Raw genomic sequence first — 18,373 nt, forward strand, 5'->3', positions numbered from 1 at the left:
AGCACCCGGAACGCAAAGGCCGGGCTCCGCGCATCCCATCACACCGAGACCACGCCACACACCGCAAAGACGCGACCGCGACGACGCGACGGGATCACCGGGCCCGGCAACCCCACCCACCATTAATCTGACAACAACCCGCACCGACGACGGCCGGAGGACCCTCGCAGGACACCTGCTGACACCTGCTGACGCCGTCCGTCGCCCGTCCACCGCCGACAGTACGAAGCCGAACCCGAACCGGAGCCGCCGCCATGTCCAACCAGGTCCCCATCACCTCCACCCCCCTCCCGGGCATCGGGACCCAATACACCCTCCAGACCCAAGGCGGCCGCGCCCTCAGCATCGTCGCCGCCCGCGACGGACGACGCAGCCTCGCCATCTTCGAGATCGACGACCCCGACGCCTGCGGCCCCGGCGTACGCCTCACCCCGGCCGAAGCCACCGCCCTCGCCGAGCTCCTCACCGGGGAGTAACAGCCCGCCGCCCACCCCGAACCGGAGCCGCGCACCACTCCATGCACTCCGCATCGCTCTTCATCCAAATCGGCGCCATCATCCTCGGCCTCAGCGTCCTCGGACGCCTCGCCGCGCGCATGGGCATGTCCCCGATCCCGCTCTACCTCCTCGGCGGACTCGCCTTCGGCCACGGCGGCGTCCTCAGCCTCTCCGAGAGCGACGACTTCATCTCCGTCGGCGCCGACATCGGCGTCATCCTCCTGCTGCTGCTCCTCGGCCTCGAGTACAACGCCAAGGAACTCGTCGGCAACCTCCGCGCGGGCACCCCCGCCGGACTCGTCGACTTCCTCCTCAACGCCACCCCCGGATTCGTCGCCGGACTCCTCCTCGGCTTCGAACCCGTCGGCTGCATCGCCCTCGCCGGCGTCACCTGGATCTCCTCGTCCGGCGTCATCGCCAAAGTCCTCCGCGACCTCGGACGCCTCGGCAACCGCGAAACCCCCACCATCCTCAGCGTCCTCGTCCTCGAAGACCTCGCGATGGCCCTCTACCTGCCGATCCTCACCGCGCTCCTCGCCGGGGTCGGCCTCCTCGGCGGCAGCATCACCGTCCTCATCGCGGTCGGCACCATCGCCGTCGTCCTGTTCGTCGCGCTGCGCCACGGCCAGGTCGTCTCCAAGGCGCTCTCCAGCGAGGAACCCGAGTTCCTGCTCCTCGGCGTCCTGGGCCTGACCGTTCTGGTCGCCGGACTCGCCGACAAGCTCCAGGTGTCCGCCGCCGTCGGCGCGTTCCTCGTCGGCATCGCCATCTCCGACGAAGTCGCCGAACACGCCCAAGAGGTACTCGCCCCACTCCGCGACCTCTTCGCCGCCGTCTTCTTCGTCTTCTTCGGCCTGTCCACCGACCCCGCCGACCTGCCGCCCGTCCTACTCCCGGCCCTCGCCCTCGCGGTCGCCACCACCCTCACCAAGATCGCCACCGGCTACTGGGCCGCCCGCCGCGCCGGCATCGCCAAACCCGGCCGCTACCGCGCCGGCGGAGCACTCGTCGCCCGCGGCGAGTTCTCCATCGTCATCGCCGGACTCGCCGTTGCCGCGGGCACCGACACACGACTTGGACCGCTCGCCACCGCGTACGTCCTCATCCTCGTCATCGCCGGCCCCCTCACCGCCCGCTTCGCCGAACCCGTCATGCGCCGCCTCTTCGGCCCCAAACCCGCCCCGCGCCGCACCTACACCGACGAACACGACCTCGACCTCCTGCCCTGATCCGCACCGAAGTCCCCCTCGGACGCATCGTCCTGGAGTTCCTCCGCCATGCCGTACGGCGGGCGGCCCCTGCCGGCCCCCGGGTCAGGACGTAAGGAGGAACACCACGGCCACGGCCACGGCTGCGAGGACGGCGAAGGACAGCAACCAGAGAACGGGGAACGCTGCGGGCCGCAGCGCCCGGGCCGCGGACGCCGGCCACCGCAACGCCGCGCGGCGGTACGACAGATCGCCGCGGAAGCGGCCGTGACCTCCGTACCGCTGACGCGGCGGCGGGCCGGGGGAGGGGAGCGAGGGGTAGGGCTGCGCACGTCCCGGCGGAAGTGACGGTGGGGGCGGAGGCGGGGGCGGAGGCCGACTGGGGTCGCCTGGGTCGCCGTACATGCGTGCCTCCCGAGAACGGCGGGGGTGCGCGGCAGTTTGCGGTTCCAGCATGGCGCTAGTCGGGGCGAGGGAACACCCTCGGTGGAAGATCCGCGTCTGCGCGTATATTCGCGTGCACCGACGGACGGCAAGGGGGCCGTCCGCGTGATGTGATGCGGGGAGTACGGCGCATGCCGGACGAGCTACAGGAACTGGCGCGAGTCGCCGCGGCGAACGTGGTCAGGGCCATCGGAACGGAGTCCTGGCAGACCGTACGCGGCTCGCTGCTCAACCTCCTGATGCGGCACGGCGATCCGGGCGCGGCGACATGGGTCGACGCATTCGGGAGCATGATCGAGGGCGCGGACGGCCGAGAACAGAACGGACTGCGGGACGCCGCGTACGCGCGCTTCGAGTCGGTGTTCTCGGGGCTGCTCACCACCCGCCCCGACGCCGCCGCGGAAGTCGCGCTGCTGGTCCTTCCGTCGTCCGGGCCAGGTGCGCACAGCGCGCCGGGTACGCCGGGCGCGCCGGGCGCGCACGCGGCTCCGGCCGCGCCCAACATGGTGAAGGACCCGTACTCCTCGGCACCGCAGTCCTCCCCGCAGCAGGCTGCGCCGCACGCGTCGCAGCCGCAGGGCTTCCCCCCGCCGTCGCAGTTCCCGGCCGGCGGCGCAAGCGGACCAGGCCAAGGACAAGGGCTTCCGCCGATGCCTCCGGGGCCTCCGCCGGCGACCCCGTACGGGGCCCCGGCAGGCGCGATGTACCAGCAAGCGCCGGCCCAGGGACCACCGCAGGGGCCGTACGCCGGCGCCCCCTACCAGGGCGGGCAGCCGCCGATGCCGGGCGGGGCGTCGTCCGGCAAGTGGCTGATCGGCGGCCTCGCGGCCGTCGTCGTGATCGGAGCGGTCTTCGGCGGAATCGCGTTGTTCGGCGGCTCGGATGACGACGACTGCCCGTCCGCGTCGGCGGCCTCTTCGGGGGCGGCCGGGACACTGTCGGCGGTCGCGAACCCGTCGAGCAAGTGCGGCGGAGTGGGCCCGGCAGGCCAGTCCGGCAAGGGCGGCTCCGACGGCAAGGGCGGCACGAGCGGCAACGGGAACGCGGCAACGCTGAGCGGACCGTGGAGCGGGACGTACGACAACAAGGTGCCTGCCACACTGTCCGGTTCGTTCTCGATCACCCTCGAGCAGAGCGGCAGCAGCGTGGAAGGCCAGCTCGATCTGGACGTCGCCGACTGCGACCTGTCCGGCCCGGTCGACGGAACCGTGACGGGCGACAAGGTGCAACTCCGCTCGAGCGGCGGCTCCTCGGACACGATCAGGCTGGAAGGCAAGCTCTCGGGCGACCGCTTGACCGGCACATACACAACCACCTGCAACGACGCATCAGGCACCTGGGAAGCCGAACAGGGCTAGGCCGTTTGTTTCAGATCATCCGATCGTTGGATGGTTGTGGGGGATCCAGCGGATGGCCGTATCCGCGTCGCCGACCACGTCGAGCCCGTACGAGGAACTCACCATGCACCGCCTTCAGTTGGCGATGACACCCGCATCCTGCCACGCAGGCGCCACTGGCTGCGGTGGTGCCGACCCCGCACCGGGCATTCACTTCCCGCGCTGCCGTGCCACTCCCGATGCAGGCGGCACCTGCGCGACCTGCGCCCGGCCGCGTGGCCCGGCGGGTGTCGGGGTCGACGAGGCGGCATCGACCGGGAAAACCGGGAAGCGAGTGCCCCGTCACCGACACCGACGGGCCCGGGCCTCCCAGCCGACACCCCGCCGACCCGAAGGGCATTCGTGAATCCCGGGACGAAGGCCCTGGAAGGACTCACCGGTTTCGAGCGCACCGAAGGTGGTCGAACAGTTCCGTGAGGTTGTCGGCCCACCGCGAGGGAGGCCAACCACCGGTTTCGACCCCGAATACGTATACGTGTCCGTAAGAGGCGCCGAGGCGGTGATCGACGAACACGATCTCGCCGTCACCGCCGAAACACCCCGCTGTTCCCACCCGAGCGGGACATCGGCACCATGCTCGATCACGCCGTCAAGACCTTCGCCCCTCTGGAGACGTACCAGGGGGAGGCCAACGCCGTCCCGGTGCCCCTGCCTCCAGGCACATTGCAGCAGAGAACTCTAGTGACGTCATCCGGCCGGGAATACGGCGCCAATGCACCATTTTCGGCGCTCCAATGGGCGCGGACGCACTTCCAGGCCCCCACACGGGGGTCGTCGCGCACCGCCCCTATTTGCTGCCCGGTAACGCGGTGCACCGTTGCGCGCCGACGCCGTACTTGACGGCTTCCGCGGACTGCGCAACGGCCTTACCGAACATCCAGATCGCGTTGTCGCTGTGTGCGTTTTCTGGTTGGTGGTTTCACGCCGCGCGGCCGGATACTTCCCGGACGTACCCGTCCCCGGAGAGGAATACGGAACATGCGTACGCTCGCGAAGCGTGTTGCCCAGGCCAGCGCCGACGGCGCTTTCGCGCTCGCCGCTACCATCGGTCAGGCCCAGGCCCAGGCCCAGGCCCAGGCCCTCGCCCTGGTCACGGCCTGATCGCGAGACCCACGAGACCGGGTGTCCGCGCCGCGGCGAATACGCCTCGCGATCCCCCCACAACGCGCCTTGGCCGCGGCGCGGACAAGCGACGGGGGCCGAGCGGCCTTGGCCTATGAGCGCGAACATCGACCTAGTGCGAGCTGGGCCCAAGGCTTCGCCGGAAGGATGAGTCCTGGCGGACGAGTGCTGGCCCTATCGACGGACTACGACCTGAACGAGGCAGACGTGGGAGGACGGTGCCCCGCTCTTCGCCGATAAGCGCGTGACAGGACTCCGTGCCTGCCCCGCCCTATTCCCTTGCCACGAAACGGAATTGGATCATCCGTTTACCGTCACGCCACGACCTCTCGAGGGGGCACACATGGAAGAGATTCTGCGCCTGGCTCGGCCAGACATCCTCGCGCTCACCGCCTACGTCACCGGTCGCGACGACTCGGACACGGCCGGAATCTCGGTATACCTGGACGCGAACGAGAGCCCGTACCCGCCGTTCACCGGCGAACCCCCGCCCGACGACACCCAATCGTGGCCCTCCCACCGCTACCCCGAACCCCAGCCGACGTGGCTGCTGGACCGACTCGCGTGTCTGTTCGCGACGGCGGCGGACCAGTTGCTCGTCAGCCGCGGCGCGGAGGAGGCCATAGCCCTGCTGGTCCGCGCGTTCTGCGACGCCCGCACCGACCACATCGTGGTCAACCCGCCGACGTTCGCGATGTACGAAGTCGCCGCGCGGATCCACGGCGCGGGCGTGCGCGCGGTGCCCCTGGTGGCCGCCGAAGGCTTCCGGCTCGACGTCGAGGGCGTGCTGCACGCCGCGTCCGCCGGCGCCAAGCTGGTCTTCGTGTGCACCCCCAACAACCCAACCGGCACCCCGGTGGCACACGACGACGTCCTCGCGGTGGCCGAGGCCCTGCGCGGCAAGGCTCTGGTGATCGCCGACGAGACCTACCAGGACTTCCACGACGAGGCCACCCTGGCCGACCACATCGGCGCCCAGCCCAACCTGGTGGTGCTGCGGACGCTGTCCAAGGCGTACGGCCTGGCGGGGGAACGCTGTGGGATCACCATCGCCCACCCACAAGTGATCCGGATCCTGCGCAAGGTTCTCGCGCCCTACCCGCTGACCCAGTCCTCGCTGCGCGTACTCGCGCACGCCCTGTCCCCGCGAGGGCTGGCACACGCCCGCACGAACATCCTCCGCATCCGCGCCGAACGCACGCGCGTGGAGGCCGCGTTGGCCGCCCGACCCGAGGTACTGCACGTTCACCCCAGCGTCACCAACTTCGTGCTGTTCGAGGCCGAGGACCCCGTCCTCCTGGTCAAGCACCTCCATGCCGCCGGCGTCAAAGTCCGCGACCGAAGCGACCAACCCGGCCTGGAAGGCTGCGTACGCGCCACCATCGGCACTCCGGCAGAGAACGACGCGCTCCTTACCGCAATCGACCAATTCACCCCCACTGCCGGCACGTGCCACGCCCATTGAGCGCATAGCCGCCTGATTGGATGGACGAACCACGACCAGCCGGGCGCCGGACGGCTGGCAGCCGACTGCTCTCCCGCCGCCGGGCGGTGCGTCGGCGCTGCGCGAGGACGAACGCCGGTGGGCCTGGTGCATGGCGCGTTCACCGGCGACGCCGTGGCGTTGCGTCGGGTCCGGCCGCGTACGCGGCAGCCGCGGCGGCGACGTCGCAGTGTGGCGACAGGATGTCGCCTTCGACGCGCCGGCGGCCTTCCCAGCCCGAGGGTGCGTGCCATGTCAAGGGCGGTGGGGAGGTCTCCGGCGCGGCGCGCAAGGTGAGCCAGGCCGCGTCGGGTGTCGGGGGCGACCTGCGGCATTCCGGCGACGGACTCGGCGGTGCGTCCGAGGTCGCGCTGGGCTTTGGCGAGGTGATAGACGGCCGTCTGGGTCAGGTCGGTCGGCGGCGGTGACGGCGGTGCGACGCTGGCGGAGGTGACCGGCGGGGCGTACGACGCAGCCGAGTTCGTCGTCGGCCTGGCCGTCCCCGACTGCACCAAGACCGTCTCGTCGCGCGACGACGGCGGCGGCACCACCGTGTGGTCTACCGCCTCCCCTGACGCTGCCCGAAGCCTGGGCGAGCGAGAGGTGCGCGTCGTCAGCCTCGCCGCAGAGGTGCGAGTGCGTCAGCCCACGTGACGACTTCGGTCAGTAGCTGCTGGAGCATGGCGGTCTGCCGCTCGCCGGGGGTGAACATGGTGTAAGCCTCGAAGTCCGTGGCCAGGGACAGGTTGACCTCGGTGCGGACAGTGGCCATGTGCAGTGCTCCGGCGACGAGGCGCAGTTGCTCGGCGGCGCGGGCTCCGCCGGCGGTGCTGCCGTAGGAGACGACGCCGGCGACCTTGTTGTTCCACTCCCGGTACAGGTAGTCGATCGCGTTCTTCAGCGCTGGGGGTATCGAGCGGTTGTATTCGGGTGTCACGAATACGTAGGCGTCGAACTCGGAAATGCGGGCACTCCATGCGCGTGTGTGGGCGTGCTCGTAGTCGCCCAGCAGCGGCGAGCGTGGCTCGTCGAACAGCGGTAGCTCGTGGTCGGCGACGTCTATGAGTTCGATTTCGGCGTCGTCTCGCTTCTTGGCGGTCTCGACGGCCCATGCGGCGACCTGGGGGCCGACCCGGCCGGGGCGGGTGCTGCCGAGGATGATGCCGATTTTGGTCATGCCAGGTCTCCGTGTCTGTCGGGTGCAAGCGGGCGTGGTGGTCGTTCTGAGGCCAGTGGCGTCAGTGGGGACCCGTTGGGCTGGCCGTGGTCGCGGCGTTGCGCTGGAGACGGCGTCCAGCGGGTGCGGACGCAGTGGCCGTGCCGTATGAGCTCAGGGCATGGGGTGGTGTCGTGGTGCCAGGGCCATGGTGAGTCCGTTCAGTCGCAGGCGCGTGGCGCCGCGCAGGTGCGGCAGGTCGTGGCTGCCGTCTCCCGACGGGGTGATGAAGGCCACCTGCTCGGTCCAGCGCAGCCGGGTGCCTTGTACGTCCGGCCGAAGCTCGATGGTCGCCAGGGAGGTCCAGCGCAGGACATCGTCGACGCGTGCTTCGTAGACGTGGACGATTCGTCGGTCAGGGACGATGTCGATGTACCGGGCTCGGTATTCGAGGTGTTCGGGGGGACTGTCCATGGTGGTGAAGGTGCTGTGGACCGTCTCGCCGCCGCCCACCGCGAACTCGTGGCGGTAGGAGGAGGTCGTGCCCGGAAGCCTGAACCACTGCTGCCTGACCGCCGGATCACTGAACGCCGTGAACACTGTGGCCGGCGGCGCGCTGAGGTGCTGCTCGACCGTGAACGTCTCGTGCCGTGGGCCGGCCGCCGTATTGCCCGCGAGGTCGCCGGACACCGAACCCTTCATGGGCCGATCTCGCCGGTCGCGGTGCTGTGCGCCGGGAACGTGCCCCGGTCTCCATGCGCGGTCATGATGTCCTCTCGTGGTGTGAGGTCGCCCCGTCGGGCGGGGCCGCTCCTTCACTTACTATCAGTAAGAAACGTGGGGGCGCGGGTTTTGACGCCGCCCTCGCACACGCACTTTCACGTCACCTACGCACGTTGGAGGAAGTAACGCGTGGATGCCGCCATGCGCGCCGATCTCGCCTCGCGGGGCGTCTCGCCGGAATGCCTGGAAACCATCGAACTCGTCCGGGACGTGCTCACACGCGTCGGCGACAAGTGGACGGTCCTGGTGGTCGGTGCGCTCTCTTCCGGTGGACCGCTCCGGTTCACCGCCCTGCACCAGCAGATTCCGGGCATCTCTCAGCGGATGCTGAGCCAAACGCTTCGATCGCTGACCCGTGACGGCCTGGTAACCCGGACCGCCCACGCCGAAATGCCGCCTCGGGTGGAGTACGCGCTCACACCCCTCGGCCGCTCGCTCGGCGACGCCGTGGCAGGTGTCGTGAGCTGGGTCAGAAAGCACCAGTCGCAGATCATCGACAATCGCGGCGAGTTCGACCGAGACGAGGCTGCCCGAGGCGGGGACGCTGCAGCCGACGGTCCTGGGCGAGACCTTCCAGGAAGGCGAGTTCGGTGATCTGAAGGCGCCCCTCGTCGAATAGCGGCGACGAGGAAATGAAACTGAAAGACCAATACACCCGGCCCCGCAGCGCCGCCAGAAGAGCGAAGATCGACATCGACACGGGCGCCTTCTGGCTCCGTACGACGGACGACGTCCTGACGCTCCTGCCCCAAGACCGGCGCCGCGCCTACGACGTCGGTTACCGCCGGGGGTCCGACCGAGCTCGCGCTGTGCATCGAGTCACAGGGTGGGGCGGCCGGGAGCGTTTGTTGAGCGAATGCGCCGCGCGCCGCCGTTTGTCGTGGTGGTGGCGGTGTTTGGAGGTTGGTCCGGTTGGCCCGGCGGTGTGGTCGGGCCGCCGGGCCGGAACGGGTGCGGCGGCCCCGACGCTCGGGGGTGACGTCCGGGGCCGCCGACAGGGACGGCCGCGCGCCGCAGGGGGAGTGAGGAGCGCGCGGATCCAAGGATCGTGCGGCGTCCGGTCTGAGGCCCGGGCTGCCGCATGCCTTCCCGAACACCCACGGTAGGCACGGTCGACGGCGACAGTGCGGTGCCACGCTTGATCAAAACCGGTCGGTTCGCGTCGAGTTGCAGCACTCCGACCGGGGCAGCCGGGTCCGCGGCATTGTCGGCCGCCGCCGTATGCAGACGCCGTCGTTGCGTCGTCGTGCAACACGCCGGCGAGCAGTCGCGCGTCACTGGGCCGCTCGATGTCGGGCCACACGCATCGGCTGCACCCCTCGCGGCCCCGGCGGCGCCCGGTCGACTCCAGGCGAGGGAACGTACGCACCGTCCCCGGCGCAACGCTGCGGGCCCCTCTCCCGTTGGCGGCCGAACGGAGCACACCCGCTGCGGGGTACCGCCACGAACGGGCGTACCCGGGCCGCTGTTTGATGCGGTCGGCTCCGGGCCATGGAGTGATTCCGCGGCGTGCCGGGAACGCGCATCTTCCCGGGTGCGTATCGGCGCTCGGGCCAGTCGTCCGTCACGGATTCGGAGCGAGAAACTGATGCCGCCGCCCACGAAGTTCGACCGCTACGTCCCTCCCGCTCAACAGCCGCCGCGACCGCAGCCCCCGTCCGCTCCCGCTGACCCGCCGCCGGGGCCCGAGACGCAGCCTCGGGACGACGAATAGCCGTTGCCTTGCGCCCGCGACGAACACGGCGGCCCTGGGCCGGGCAACGCGTGTCCTTGACGACAAAGCCAACGCGGGTCGCCGTGCTACCTAAAGGAACTCGTGATGGCTCGGTCGTTGTGGCAGCAGTCGCCCGCTCGGGTGCGCGGCGCGGCCGAAGCGGCCATATGCCCTACGAGTGCCGACGGCCGGACGAGTTGCAGTACGGCATGACCGCGCTCGCCGACCTGGGGGAGTACGCCACGCCCAGCCCGATGCTGGTGCCGTCGGTGCTCGACGACCTGGCGGACAACTTTGTCGCGTGGCGCGCGCGGTCCGCGCAGCCGGAGGAATGGCTGCGGCTGGACCCGTGGGCGCGCGACCACTTGGAGCTGCTGGCCGACCTGTTGCGCGGTTGGGTGGACGCGGCGGAGGGCGACACGCTGGTGCACGCGGACCTGTGGGTGGAGCAATTTGATTGTCACGCGGTTGCGCGTCATGGTGACCGACTGCTGGACGTGTCCGCTTGGCCGTCCCCGGACGGGGGTGCGGGCAGCTGCAACGCGGTAGGCGGTCACGGCTGGTCGACAGCGAAGACGTACGCGGTCCCGGGATTGCGGACGACAACGGCGTGGTCGGTGCCCACAGGCGCGGGCGGGTCCGTCACCGCGCGCTGGAGGACCGCCTTGGTCCGCAGGTCAACGGCCATCGAAGGGTCCTTCCCGGAATACAGGACCGGTCCGACGACGGCAACCGGGTCCAGACGGGTCTCGTCCTCGGCCTGCCTCCACAGCAACGTGCCGGTGCCCTGCTCCCACGCGGCGGTGGTGTCTGTCGTGGCCACAACCGCTACGGTGCCGCGCGCGTCGGTGATTCCGGACTTGGGCGAGCCCGGAAGCACGGGGCCGGTCGCCAACAGCCTGCCGGTGGCGGGGTCGTTGACGCTGTAGGCCGTGGAGGGCTCTCGGGGCGTGTCGAAGGAGCTGGTGTACCAGGCGACGACCAGGGCGCCGCTGGTCCCCTCGACGAGTTCGGGTTCCGAGCTGACATCGGCTCCTGAGGGACGACCGAGAGCCTGCTCACCCCACAGGCGGGCTCCGGTGACCGCGTCGAATCCCGCGAGAGCCTCCGCATCGTGGTCGTCGGACCGATGGACGACCACGCCGGACGCGACGGTTGCGGTGTCGTTGGCGCAGACCCTGTCCTGACAGGGGATCCGCCACCCGGGCGCGTCGCTGCCCGCATCGCTGACGACCAGCGCGCCGGGGCTGCCGCCCTGGCCGGCCTCGACGACGATGCGGCGTCCGTCGACGATCAGGGGTTTGTCCTTGCCTGCGTGCTCACCCCTCGCGACGCGTCGCCCGCCTTCGTCGAACGCCTCGACCAGCCAGGTGGTCCGCTCCGGGGAGATTCCGTCGGACGGCGTCGTCTTCACGCTCTGCGCCACCAGCGCCGGGCGGCCGTGCCAGGTGGTTGGCGTCAGCCTGCCGGTAACTTCGACGCTCGCGCGGACCGTTCCGGTTGCCGCGTCCCGAAACTCGACGGTACCGACGTCACCGCGCGAGGCGACCACGGCGACGCTGGACCCGACAGGCGACGCGGCCCCGCCCTGACTGGCCAGGGGCACCGACCACAACGGCGCACCCCGCACCCCTGCCGGCACCCCTCCGGGAAAGGCCGACGCCACCGGTGCGCCGTCCTTGGCGGTACCTCCGGACACGTCGGCCGGGCCCGCCGCACCACCCGAGCCGGAGCACCCTGCGGTCGCCGCCATGGCCAACAACACCGCACCTGCCGCTGATAACGCCCGCCACCGCAAGACCACACCAACTCCCCGACCACACACCAGCCATGTCCCGCACGAGCACGGAACCCTAGCGGCAACCAGGGCCGCCCCGCAGCCACACAACAACCGCACGCGACCACGACAGCATCCGGACCGGGCCGGCGTCGATGCCAGTGCGGCCGTGGGGGAGCGGGACCCACCCGGGGCCGCAGGTCACCCACCGTTGTGGGCGCCGCCGATTCCGAGGCGGCGGCGCTCCGCGGCCGTCCACGCCTCCGCGAGAGCAGGCCACTGGTCCCCGTCATCCTCGGCGCTGCGCGATTCGGTGTCAGCGGCGCGTTCGGCCGCCAGGAGCCGGGGGACCTGCCCAGGCGGTGCCGGTGTCGTGGGGACGGGTCCGGTGCCGTAGCAGCAGCGACCCGCACATCACCCGCCACCTCGAGGCCGTTCGCGTCGGTGAAGGGACGCCGTCATGAGTCGCGATTGCCTTGGTTGCCTTCAACCGGTCACTGTTGCCTCGATGCCGAAGCAGCGGCTTCGCGCGGTGACCTCGGCGGACTCGATGACATCGTTGTTGCCGAGTCCCATCAGCATGGTGGTGCTCATCGAGAACGTCGCAGTCACGTGCATGTGGCTGCCATTGCTCCTGGGGAATGCGAAGCTCTTGCGGGCCCGCCATGTCGGCTGGGCGCAGGCCCACCCTGTCCCGCCCACCTCGTACGGGACCACGGCCTTTCTGCTGGCCGTCCCGCGCAGCTCTCGGACCGTCAGATCCTGGTCGAGGAGGGGCGGTGCGTCCCGGGTGAACTGATCACGCCGATCCCGAGGGTGAGTTCGAAATCCACGTCAGGGTGCGTCATCGCGGACATCGCCGCTGTGCGCACCTTGTCCGACGCCGCGAGATTGGAGCGGCCGAGCCTGTGCGCGCGTTTAGAAGCCAGCATGGCAAGGAGACGGTCCATTCCCGGGCAGTAGTGGAACCGCCTGGGATCGCCGGGACCGCCAAGGTCTTTCAAGAGGTCCTGGGAAAGGTCGGCGCCTGTGCCGAACGCGTTTTTGTCAGCGGAGACGAAGTAGACATCGCTTTGGCAGCTCGCCACGCTTGGACGGCGGTGAGCCAGGTAACGGCGTCGCGGCCTCCGCTCTTAGGCGAATCGAGCGCGGTCTTGGCCGGGGCTTGACGACGTACTTCGTGGAGCATCCCTTCGCGGAAGGCCCCCTCCGAAGTGGGGAGGATGCGGTCGAAGGTCTTCCGGAGGAGATCTCCGCGAGCGGTCAGCGCCCTGTCGGCAATGTCGGGGCCGACGCGTGCGGCCCTGCACGCGCTGTGCGGAAGCAGGCGTTCGAGGCCCCTGACGGCGCGCCGGTGCCGCGCAGCGGCGTCCATGGTGTCCCGTCGGATGTGAACCAGGTGTTCTTCCAGCGCCAACTCCGGCAGGCACAGATCAAGCTTCCGCGCCGACGCGACCTTCCGCAGCATCGCCAGGAGCGGCCCGTTCGGGCTGGGCGTGCTCGAGCTGGTTCGGGTCAAGGACGATCACAAGCGGCAGCGTAGCGGAGCATGAGCCCGATCGTGTCCGGGTCATGGGAACTCCCGGAACGGAGCCAGCCTGGTCTCGGCGTTCCTGACCTTCAGATCGACCAGGGGCGACACGGGGAATGGCGTGTTGACTTACTTCAGCGGTGTCCGGGGTGGGCCATGTCGACCATGAGTTTGAGGGGATGGCGGACGGAGGGGTGGAACGGGGCGTGGGTGAGGGCGTCGTGGGCTTGGGCGAGGCGTTCGTCGATCATGCGTCGGACGACCGTCGGCGCGCCGGAGGTTTCGACGAGGGCGCGTGCCTGTTCGAGTTCGTCGGTGTCCAGGTCGGGGTTGCCCATGAGGTTGCGCAGGTGGCGGGCGGGGGTGGGGCCGAGCATGCGCAGGGCGAGGATGATGACAACGGTGTGCTTGCCGGTACGAATGTCCTCGCCGGGGTTGCCGTGACCGGGGGTGACGTCGTCGAGGTCGTCCCACATCTGGAACGCCTCTCCGACGGGGCGGGCGTAGGCGGTGCAGGCGTCCAGGAGTGCCGGGTCGGCTCCGGCGAGGGAGGCGCCGATCTGCAGGGGCCGCTCCACCGAGTACTTGGTGGTCTTGTGGCGAACGACGTTCAGGGCGTGGTCTACGTCGGCGGCGTAGTCCTGGAAGCCGCGCACGTCCTGGTATTCGCCGGCGATCAGTTCGGTGCACAGGGCGTGGAAGAGGGTGCGGGCGCCCAGCGCCGGTGCAGTTGGCGGCAGGGAGCCGGCGAGTTCGGAGGCCCAGGCGGCGCACAGGTTGCCGAGCAGCAGGGCGGCGCTGCACCCGAGCCAGTCCGCGCGAAGACCGGGGTGCCGCAGGGCGAGGGTGCGATGGACGGTGGGGCGTTCGTGGCGCATGTCGGAGTGGTCGATGAGGTCGTCGTGGATCATCGCGTAGGTGTGCAGGAGTTCCAGGCCCGCGGCGGCCCGCAGCACGTCTTCGGTGGGGGGCCGCCCGTCGACGGCTTGCCAGCCGAGGCAGCAGAACAGTGGGCGGGCCCGTCGGCCGCCGGAGGCGAGGAAGTCGGTCAGGACGTCGACGAGGTCGTCGAGCAGGCCGGCGCAGGGGTCGGCGCGTTTGGCGTCGACGAACGCGGTCAGCGTGTCGTCCACGGCTTGCCGGGTCCGGACCAGGTCCACCACCGCGAGTTCGGCCAAGTTCGGCACAGCAATTTCCTCCAGGAGACGGTGGGAGACACGGCGGTAGGGGACCAGCGGTGGAGGACCGACGGCATCGCTGTGTCGGGTTCGCGGTTCACCGGCGTTTCACAGCCCTGCGGTGTCCGCCAGGGGCCACAGGGTTGCGCTGCCCGCCGTACCGAGCAGGCACCCGACGGCCACCTGGCTAAAGGAGTGGGCGCGTAACTGCAGGCGGGACCAACCGATCAGCGCCACCAGCGGCGCAACCACGACCAGCCATGCCCCCAGCGCGCCGTACGCGGTGCCGAGGACGGTGGCGAAGGCGCCGGCCACGGTGCAATGCACCGAGACCTTCCACACGGCGGTCAGCGCTGTGGTCGCCGCGCACAGCGCTGCCAGGGTGAACGCCACCGCGGACACCGCCTGGTCCGCGCCGACGGCCGCCAACAGGATCACGACGGCGGTCACGTACAAGCTCAACCCCACCGCGACGGGCGCGCGTTGGGTGCGCACGCTCAAGTGCCGGTCCGTCCACCGGCCGCGCCGTACCCCGGCACGGACGTAGAAGCTGGGCGGGACCACGAAGACGACGGCCGCCAGCAGGCCCCAGCCCACCCCGACCACCCGGCCCCCGTGAGCGCCGGTCAGCGGGAAGACGGCGAACAGCAGGTACTTCGGGCTCAAGCCGTCGCTCACCCGACGCGCGAACAACGACGCGGAGGACAGCGTGTGAGGCAAAGTCATGACAGTCGCGCACTTCCGAACCGCTGATCGAGTCACCGACACAGGGCGCATCCCGCCCTGCACCCACACTCCTGTGAACCCGACGGCCCTGTCACGTACCACCACGCGCCCAACCTCAGAATCACCCCTGCAGATCCCCGAACAAGTGCTCCCGCCAGCTACGGCACCAGTCCGCCGCCCGCGTCTCGGGGTAGGTCGGTGTAGTCCTGGCCGGGGATCGGCCGGACCAGGGCGCCGGCACGATGTGGACCTCGTCGACCGGCCCCGGGCTTCCCGGCCTTCAGGGCCGGGGAGCCTCTTCGTGGGAATTGCATTGTGCGAAAATCCGCTTTTGTGACGGATCTTTCTTCGGCCGAACGGCCAGACGCGGACGACGTCGAGCAGCGGGTTTTCGCGAACAGCGGCGCTCCCGGACCCGGCGGCCGCGGCGAAGGGGGCTCGCAGGCCGAGGGCTCGGGTGAGCGGACGGCCGGGGACCGAGTCACGCGGCTACGGCGGCGTCTCGAACGGTTGATCGGCATCGCCGCGACCGAGGGCAACAGCCTCGTCCCGTTGCGCAACGGGGACGAGATATTCGCCGCCATGCTGGCCGGGATCCGCCGGGCCGAGCACACGGTGGACATGATGACGTTCGTCTACTGGAAGGGCGAGATCGCCCGCCGGTTCGCCGAGGCCCTCGCCGAGCGGGCCCGCAGCGGGGTGCGGGTGCGGTTGCTGTTGGACGGCTTCGGCAGCCGTTTGATTGATGCCGACCTGTTGGAGGCGATGGCGCAGGCCGGTGTGCAGATGGCGTGGTTCCGCAAACCGCTCCACTTGTCTCCGCTCAAGCAGAATCATCGGTGCCACCGCAAGGTCCTCGTCGTCGACGAGGAGACCGCGTTCACCGGCGGTGTCGGCATCGCAGAGGAGTGGTGCGGGAACGCCCGCAACGAGCACGAGTGGCGCGACACACACGTCGAGCTCAGCGGACCCGCGGTGGACGGCGTCGCGGCGGCGTTCGCGCAGAACTGGGCCGAGTGCCACCCCGAACTCTTCGACGACCGGGACCGGTTCGTCGAGCACCGCGCCCGGGGCGGGGCCGTCGTGCAGGTCGTGCGCGGCTCGGCCAGCTTCGGCTGGCAGGACATGCAGACCCTGCTTCGCGTCATGCTCGAGTCCGCGGAGGAACGCTTCCGACTGGCCACCGCATATTTCTCACCGGACGCGTACTTCATCGAATTGTTGTGCGCAGCAGCCCGGCGAGGCGTCGAGGTGGAGATCGTGCTGCCCGGGCCGCACACCGACAAGCGGGTCTGCCGGCTGGGCGGTCAGCACCACTACGCGGACCTCATCGCCTGCGGGGTGAAGATCCACGAGTACCAGCCGACGATGATGCACGCCAAGGTCATCACTGTCGACCGCGTCGCCGCACTGATCGGCTCGACCAACTTCAACCGCCGCTCCCTCGACCACGACGAGGAGGTCATGCTCGCCGTTTTGGACCCGCAGTTCACCTCCACCCTGGACGCACACTTCGACGAGGACATGGCCGCCAGCGAACTGATCCAGGCGGGCCGGTGGAAGAGACGCTCCCTCGTCCAACGGATCCAGGAGATGGCCGTCCAGCCCATCCGCCGCTTCCTCTGACCGACCGATGACCGACCGTCCCCGCGGCAGGAGCTTGCGCCGCCCCGCCCTCCAGGGATTCGGTCCGCCGCCGAAGCCGATGCCCTGTGGGAGCCGTCAGCCCCAGATCAGCCGGATGCGGCGGTGCCGGGCCCGGATCCGGGCGAGCAACGTGTGGGCGGCGGCGCGGTCGGTGGTGTCGGCCCCGGTGACCAGCACCTGGAGCGGCAGGCCTGTGCAGGACAGCCCGGTTGAGGTGCCCTCCGGTGACGCGGTCGACGGCCGGTTGATCGACTAGTGCTGTGACCGGAAAGGTTCACCGGTTCTCGCCCCCCAGCACGGCGCCTCGCGGCGTTGCGGACCCTCGCGACGAGAACCGGCAAACCTTCCCGGCCACAGCACTAGCTGGTCGGCCGGGCCCGCGCCCAGGGCCTGGACCTGGTGGGTGAGGGCGGGCTGTTGAAACAGCTGACCAAGCGGATCCTGGAGTCCGCCCTCGAAGGTGAGATCACCGATCACCTCGGCTATGAGAAGCACGACGCGGTCGGCAGGGACACCGGGAACTCGCGGAACGGCACCCGGGCGAAGACCGTGCTGACCGACGTCGGCCCGGTGGAGATAGCGGTGCCGCGGGACCGGGACGGGTCGTTCGAGCCGCGGATCGTCCGCAAGCGGCAGTGGCGGCTGTCGCATCCCCAGCGGCATTCCCGGCCCCGCTTCGTGGACCGTCGGCGGCTCTGATGGCGCTGCCTGATGTCACCGCGACACGACAAACTCGCGCCCATGACGTCAGAGTTCCCGCCGGTTCGCACCTCGTGGGCCCGGATCGATGCATGCCTCCTCGCCCATGCGCCCGCCTCGTACGCAGTCCTCGCTCCGCCTGCGGACGCCGCCGATGTCGAGGCGGCGCAACCCGATGAACCCGCGCGCAGCCGACCGGGGGCACCGCCCACGCGGGTGCTGGTGCGCTGGTTCAGATGCGGGGGGTGGGGGTGTAGCGGCAGCCCGGGGTCTTGGCCTCGATGGTGGTGACGCCGTCGTGGGGCGCGAAGTCCTTCTCACAGTTGAGGTAGGGGAGCTTGGTGGCGGCGAGTTGCTGTTCGGCGCTGGCCTTGGCCTGCGGGCCGGCGTTGCCGACCAGGGTGACGGTGAAACCCATGCCGACGCGTTCGCTGGAGGCGATGTCGCGGTCCTTGTGGAACGCCTCCATCGTGGAGTTGTCTGCGTCGACCAAGAGGATCGCCACGGTGAACTGCTGCCCGCCGTACCAGCACAGCGCCTTCTGCTTGCCACCGCGGACCTGGTCGGCCCGGGTGAGCTCGACGGCGCTGCCGCTGGTGTCCATGCGCTCGCAGGCGCCCAGTGCGGGCTTGAGCAGCGCGGCGACCTCCTCGAACGAAGCCGCCCGCGGCAGTTCCGAGGTCGAGGACTCCGCATCGCTGCGCCCCTCGGAACCGTCGCCTCCCGTGGCGGCCCCGCCGCCGGCCCCGTTGGTGGCGCTGGAAGTGGCCCCGGCGACCGGCGACGTGTCCGGTTCGCCGTCATCGCCTGCGCAACCCGTCACCAGCAGCGCCGCGGCGGTCAGTAAGACAAGACTCCGAACCCTCACCGAACTCCCTTCAACAGGCGGGCAAACGCCCACCGCACCGACGCAGCAGCCTAGTAGTGCTTTGTTAGCTCGGTCTGGGTTTGCGGTGGGCGGTGGGGCGTCTGCAGGTGGGGCAGGTGCCGTGCCAGGTGGCGAGGAGTTGT

General features: G+C 70.1%; 16 protein-coding genes and 1 pseudogene. 9 read left to right on the forward strand and 8 right to left on the reverse strand.

Going from position 1 to position 18,373, the window contains the following annotated elements:
- The first annotated feature begins 254 nt into the window (after positions 1–254).
- The 6 genes from ACWD12_RS35550 to ACWD12_RS35575 all read left to right on the forward strand — a co-directional run bounded on the left by ACWD12_RS35550 (position 255) and on the right by ACWD12_RS35575 (position 6,805).
- On the forward strand, positions 255–476 hold the full coding sequence (locus ACWD12_RS35550; protein WP_358362619.1) for a hypothetical protein: 222 nt from the start codon (positions 255–257) through the stop codon (positions 474–476).
- A gap of 41 nt (positions 477–517) precedes the next feature.
- Positions 518–1,726 carry a cation:proton antiporter gene (locus ACWD12_RS35555; protein ID WP_358362621.1) on the forward strand — a complete coding sequence of 403 codons (1,209 nt, stop codon included), beginning with the start codon at positions 518–520 and terminating at the stop codon, positions 1,724–1,726.
- Between the two features lie 554 nt (positions 1,727–2,280).
- Positions 2,281–3,507: a hypothetical protein gene (locus tag ACWD12_RS35560; protein WP_450103056.1), complete on the forward strand. Its 1,227-nt coding sequence runs from the start codon at positions 2,281–2,283 to the stop codon at positions 3,505–3,507.
- A gap of 1,017 nt (positions 3,508–4,524) precedes the next feature.
- Positions 4,525–4,647, forward strand: coding sequence for a hypothetical protein (locus tag ACWD12_RS35565; RefSeq protein WP_450103057.1), 123 nt, complete (start codon positions 4,525–4,527; stop codon positions 4,645–4,647).
- A 364-nt stretch (positions 4,648–5,011) separates the two neighbouring features.
- A complete protein-coding gene (hisC, locus tag ACWD12_RS35570) occupies positions 5,012–6,133 on the forward strand; it encodes a histidinol-phosphate transaminase (protein WP_450103058.1) in 1,122 nt (373 codons plus the stop codon).
- 468 nt (positions 6,134–6,601) lie between these two features.
- The gene (locus ACWD12_RS35575) at positions 6,602–6,805 is read left to right on the forward strand and encodes a hypothetical protein (RefSeq protein WP_450103059.1); all 204 of its coding nucleotides are present in this window, start codon (positions 6,602–6,604) and stop codon (positions 6,803–6,805) included.
- Here the strand turns inward: ACWD12_RS35575 and ACWD12_RS35580 are convergent.
- The gene (locus tag ACWD12_RS35580; RefSeq protein WP_450103060.1) at positions 6,765–7,328 is read right to left on the reverse strand and encodes an NADPH-dependent FMN reductase; all 564 of its coding nucleotides are present in this window, start codon (positions 7,326–7,328) and stop codon (positions 6,765–6,767) included. The genes ACWD12_RS35575 and ACWD12_RS35580 overlap by 41 nt on opposite strands.
- A 153-nt stretch (positions 7,329–7,481) precedes the next feature.
- Positions 7,482–8,009, reverse strand: a complete 528-nt coding sequence (locus ACWD12_RS35585; RefSeq protein WP_450103061.1) for an SRPBCC domain-containing protein — start codon at positions 8,007–8,009, stop codon at positions 7,482–7,484.
- A 210-nt stretch (positions 8,010–8,219) separates the two neighbouring features.
- On the opposite strand from ACWD12_RS35585, the gene ACWD12_RS35590 reads away from it, so the two are divergent.
- A complete protein-coding gene (locus tag ACWD12_RS35590) occupies positions 8,220–8,684 on the forward strand; it encodes a winged helix-turn-helix transcriptional regulator (protein WP_450103062.1) in 465 nt (154 codons plus the stop codon).
- A gap of 1,673 nt (positions 8,685–10,357) precedes the next feature.
- Here ACWD12_RS35590 and ACWD12_RS35595 read toward each other — a convergent pair.
- The 5 genes from ACWD12_RS35595 to ACWD12_RS35615 form a co-directional block, all read right to left on the reverse strand.
- Positions 10,358–11,557 carry an outer membrane protein assembly factor BamB family protein gene (locus ACWD12_RS35595; protein ID WP_450103063.1) on the reverse strand — a complete coding sequence of 400 codons (1,200 nt, stop codon included), beginning with the start codon at positions 11,555–11,557 and terminating at the stop codon, positions 10,358–10,360.
- 510 nt (positions 11,558–12,067) lie between these two features.
- Complete coding sequence (locus tag ACWD12_RS35600; RefSeq protein ID WP_450103064.1) at positions 12,068–12,199, reverse strand: hypothetical protein; 132 nt, start codon at positions 12,197–12,199, stop codon at positions 12,068–12,070.
- A 137-nt stretch (positions 12,200–12,336) separates the two neighbouring features.
- Positions 12,337–12,669, reverse strand: coding sequence for a hypothetical protein (locus tag ACWD12_RS35605; RefSeq protein WP_450103065.1), 333 nt, complete (start codon positions 12,667–12,669; stop codon positions 12,337–12,339).
- A 577-nt stretch (positions 12,670–13,246) separates the two neighbouring features.
- Positions 13,247–14,299, reverse strand: coding sequence for a polyprenyl synthetase family protein (locus ACWD12_RS35610; protein ID WP_450103066.1), 1,053 nt, complete (start codon positions 14,297–14,299; stop codon positions 13,247–13,249).
- A 99-nt stretch (positions 14,300–14,398) separates the two neighbouring features.
- Positions 14,399–15,016 (reverse strand): hypothetical protein, encoded by a 618-nt coding sequence (locus ACWD12_RS35615; RefSeq protein ID WP_450103067.1) that lies wholly within the window; start codon positions 15,014–15,016, stop codon positions 14,399–14,401.
- A 510-nt stretch (positions 15,017–15,526) separates the two neighbouring features.
- On the opposite strand from ACWD12_RS35615, the gene ACWD12_RS35620 reads away from it, so the two are divergent.
- Positions 15,527–16,642 carry a phospholipase D-like domain-containing protein gene (locus tag ACWD12_RS35620; RefSeq protein ID WP_450103073.1) on the forward strand — a complete coding sequence of 372 codons (1,116 nt, stop codon included), beginning with the start codon at positions 15,527–15,529 and terminating at the stop codon, positions 16,640–16,642.
- A 384-nt stretch (positions 16,643–17,026) separates the two neighbouring features.
- A pseudogene (locus tag ACWD12_RS35625) lies at positions 17,027–17,308 on the forward strand (transposase); the annotation flags it as partial.
- A gap of 286 nt (positions 17,309–17,594) precedes the next feature.
- Here ACWD12_RS35625 and ACWD12_RS35630 read toward each other — a convergent pair.
- A complete protein-coding gene (locus ACWD12_RS35630) occupies positions 17,595–18,230 on the reverse strand; it encodes a hypothetical protein (protein WP_450103068.1) in 636 nt (211 codons plus the stop codon).
- Positions 18,231–18,373 lie beyond the last annotated feature (143 nt).

It is taken from the genome of Streptodolium elevatio, from assembly GCF_053592165.1.

Bases quoted from the DNA above. Each gene is read 5' to 3' on its own strand.
- ACWD12_RS35585 (WP_450103061.1), bottom strand. From the start codon at position 8,009: ATGAAGGGTTCGGTGTCCGGCGACCTCGCGGGCAATACGGCGGCCGGC.
- ACWD12_RS35550 (WP_358362619.1), top strand. From the start codon at position 255: ATGTCCAACCAGGTCCCCATCACCTCCACCCCCCTCCCGGGCATCGGG.
- ACWD12_RS35565 (WP_450103057.1), top strand. From the start codon at position 4,525: ATGCGTACGCTCGCGAAGCGTGTTGCCCAGGCCAGCGCCGACGGCGCT.
- ACWD12_RS35555 (WP_358362621.1), top strand. From the start codon at position 518: ATGCACTCCGCATCGCTCTTCATCCAAATCGGCGCCATCATCCTCGGC.
- ACWD12_RS35580 (WP_450103060.1), bottom strand. From the start codon at position 7,328: ATGACCAAAATCGGCATCATCCTCGGCAGCACCCGCCCCGGCCGGGTC.
- ACWD12_RS35560 (WP_450103056.1), top strand. From the start codon at position 2,281: ATGCCGGACGAGCTACAGGAACTGGCGCGAGTCGCCGCGGCGAACGTG.
- ACWD12_RS35615 (WP_450103067.1), bottom strand. From the start codon at position 15,016: ATGACTTTGCCTCACACGCTGTCCTCCGCGTCGTTGTTCGCGCGTCGG.
- ACWD12_RS35595 (WP_450103063.1), bottom strand. From the start codon at position 11,557: ATGGCGGCGACCGCAGGGTGCTCCGGCTCGGGTGGTGCGGCGGGCCCG.
- hisC (WP_450103058.1), top strand. From the start codon at position 5,012: ATGGAAGAGATTCTGCGCCTGGCTCGGCCAGACATCCTCGCGCTCACC.
- ACWD12_RS35600 (WP_450103064.1), bottom strand. From the start codon at position 12,199: ATGCACGTGACTGCGACGTTCTCGATGAGCACCACCATGCTGATGGGA.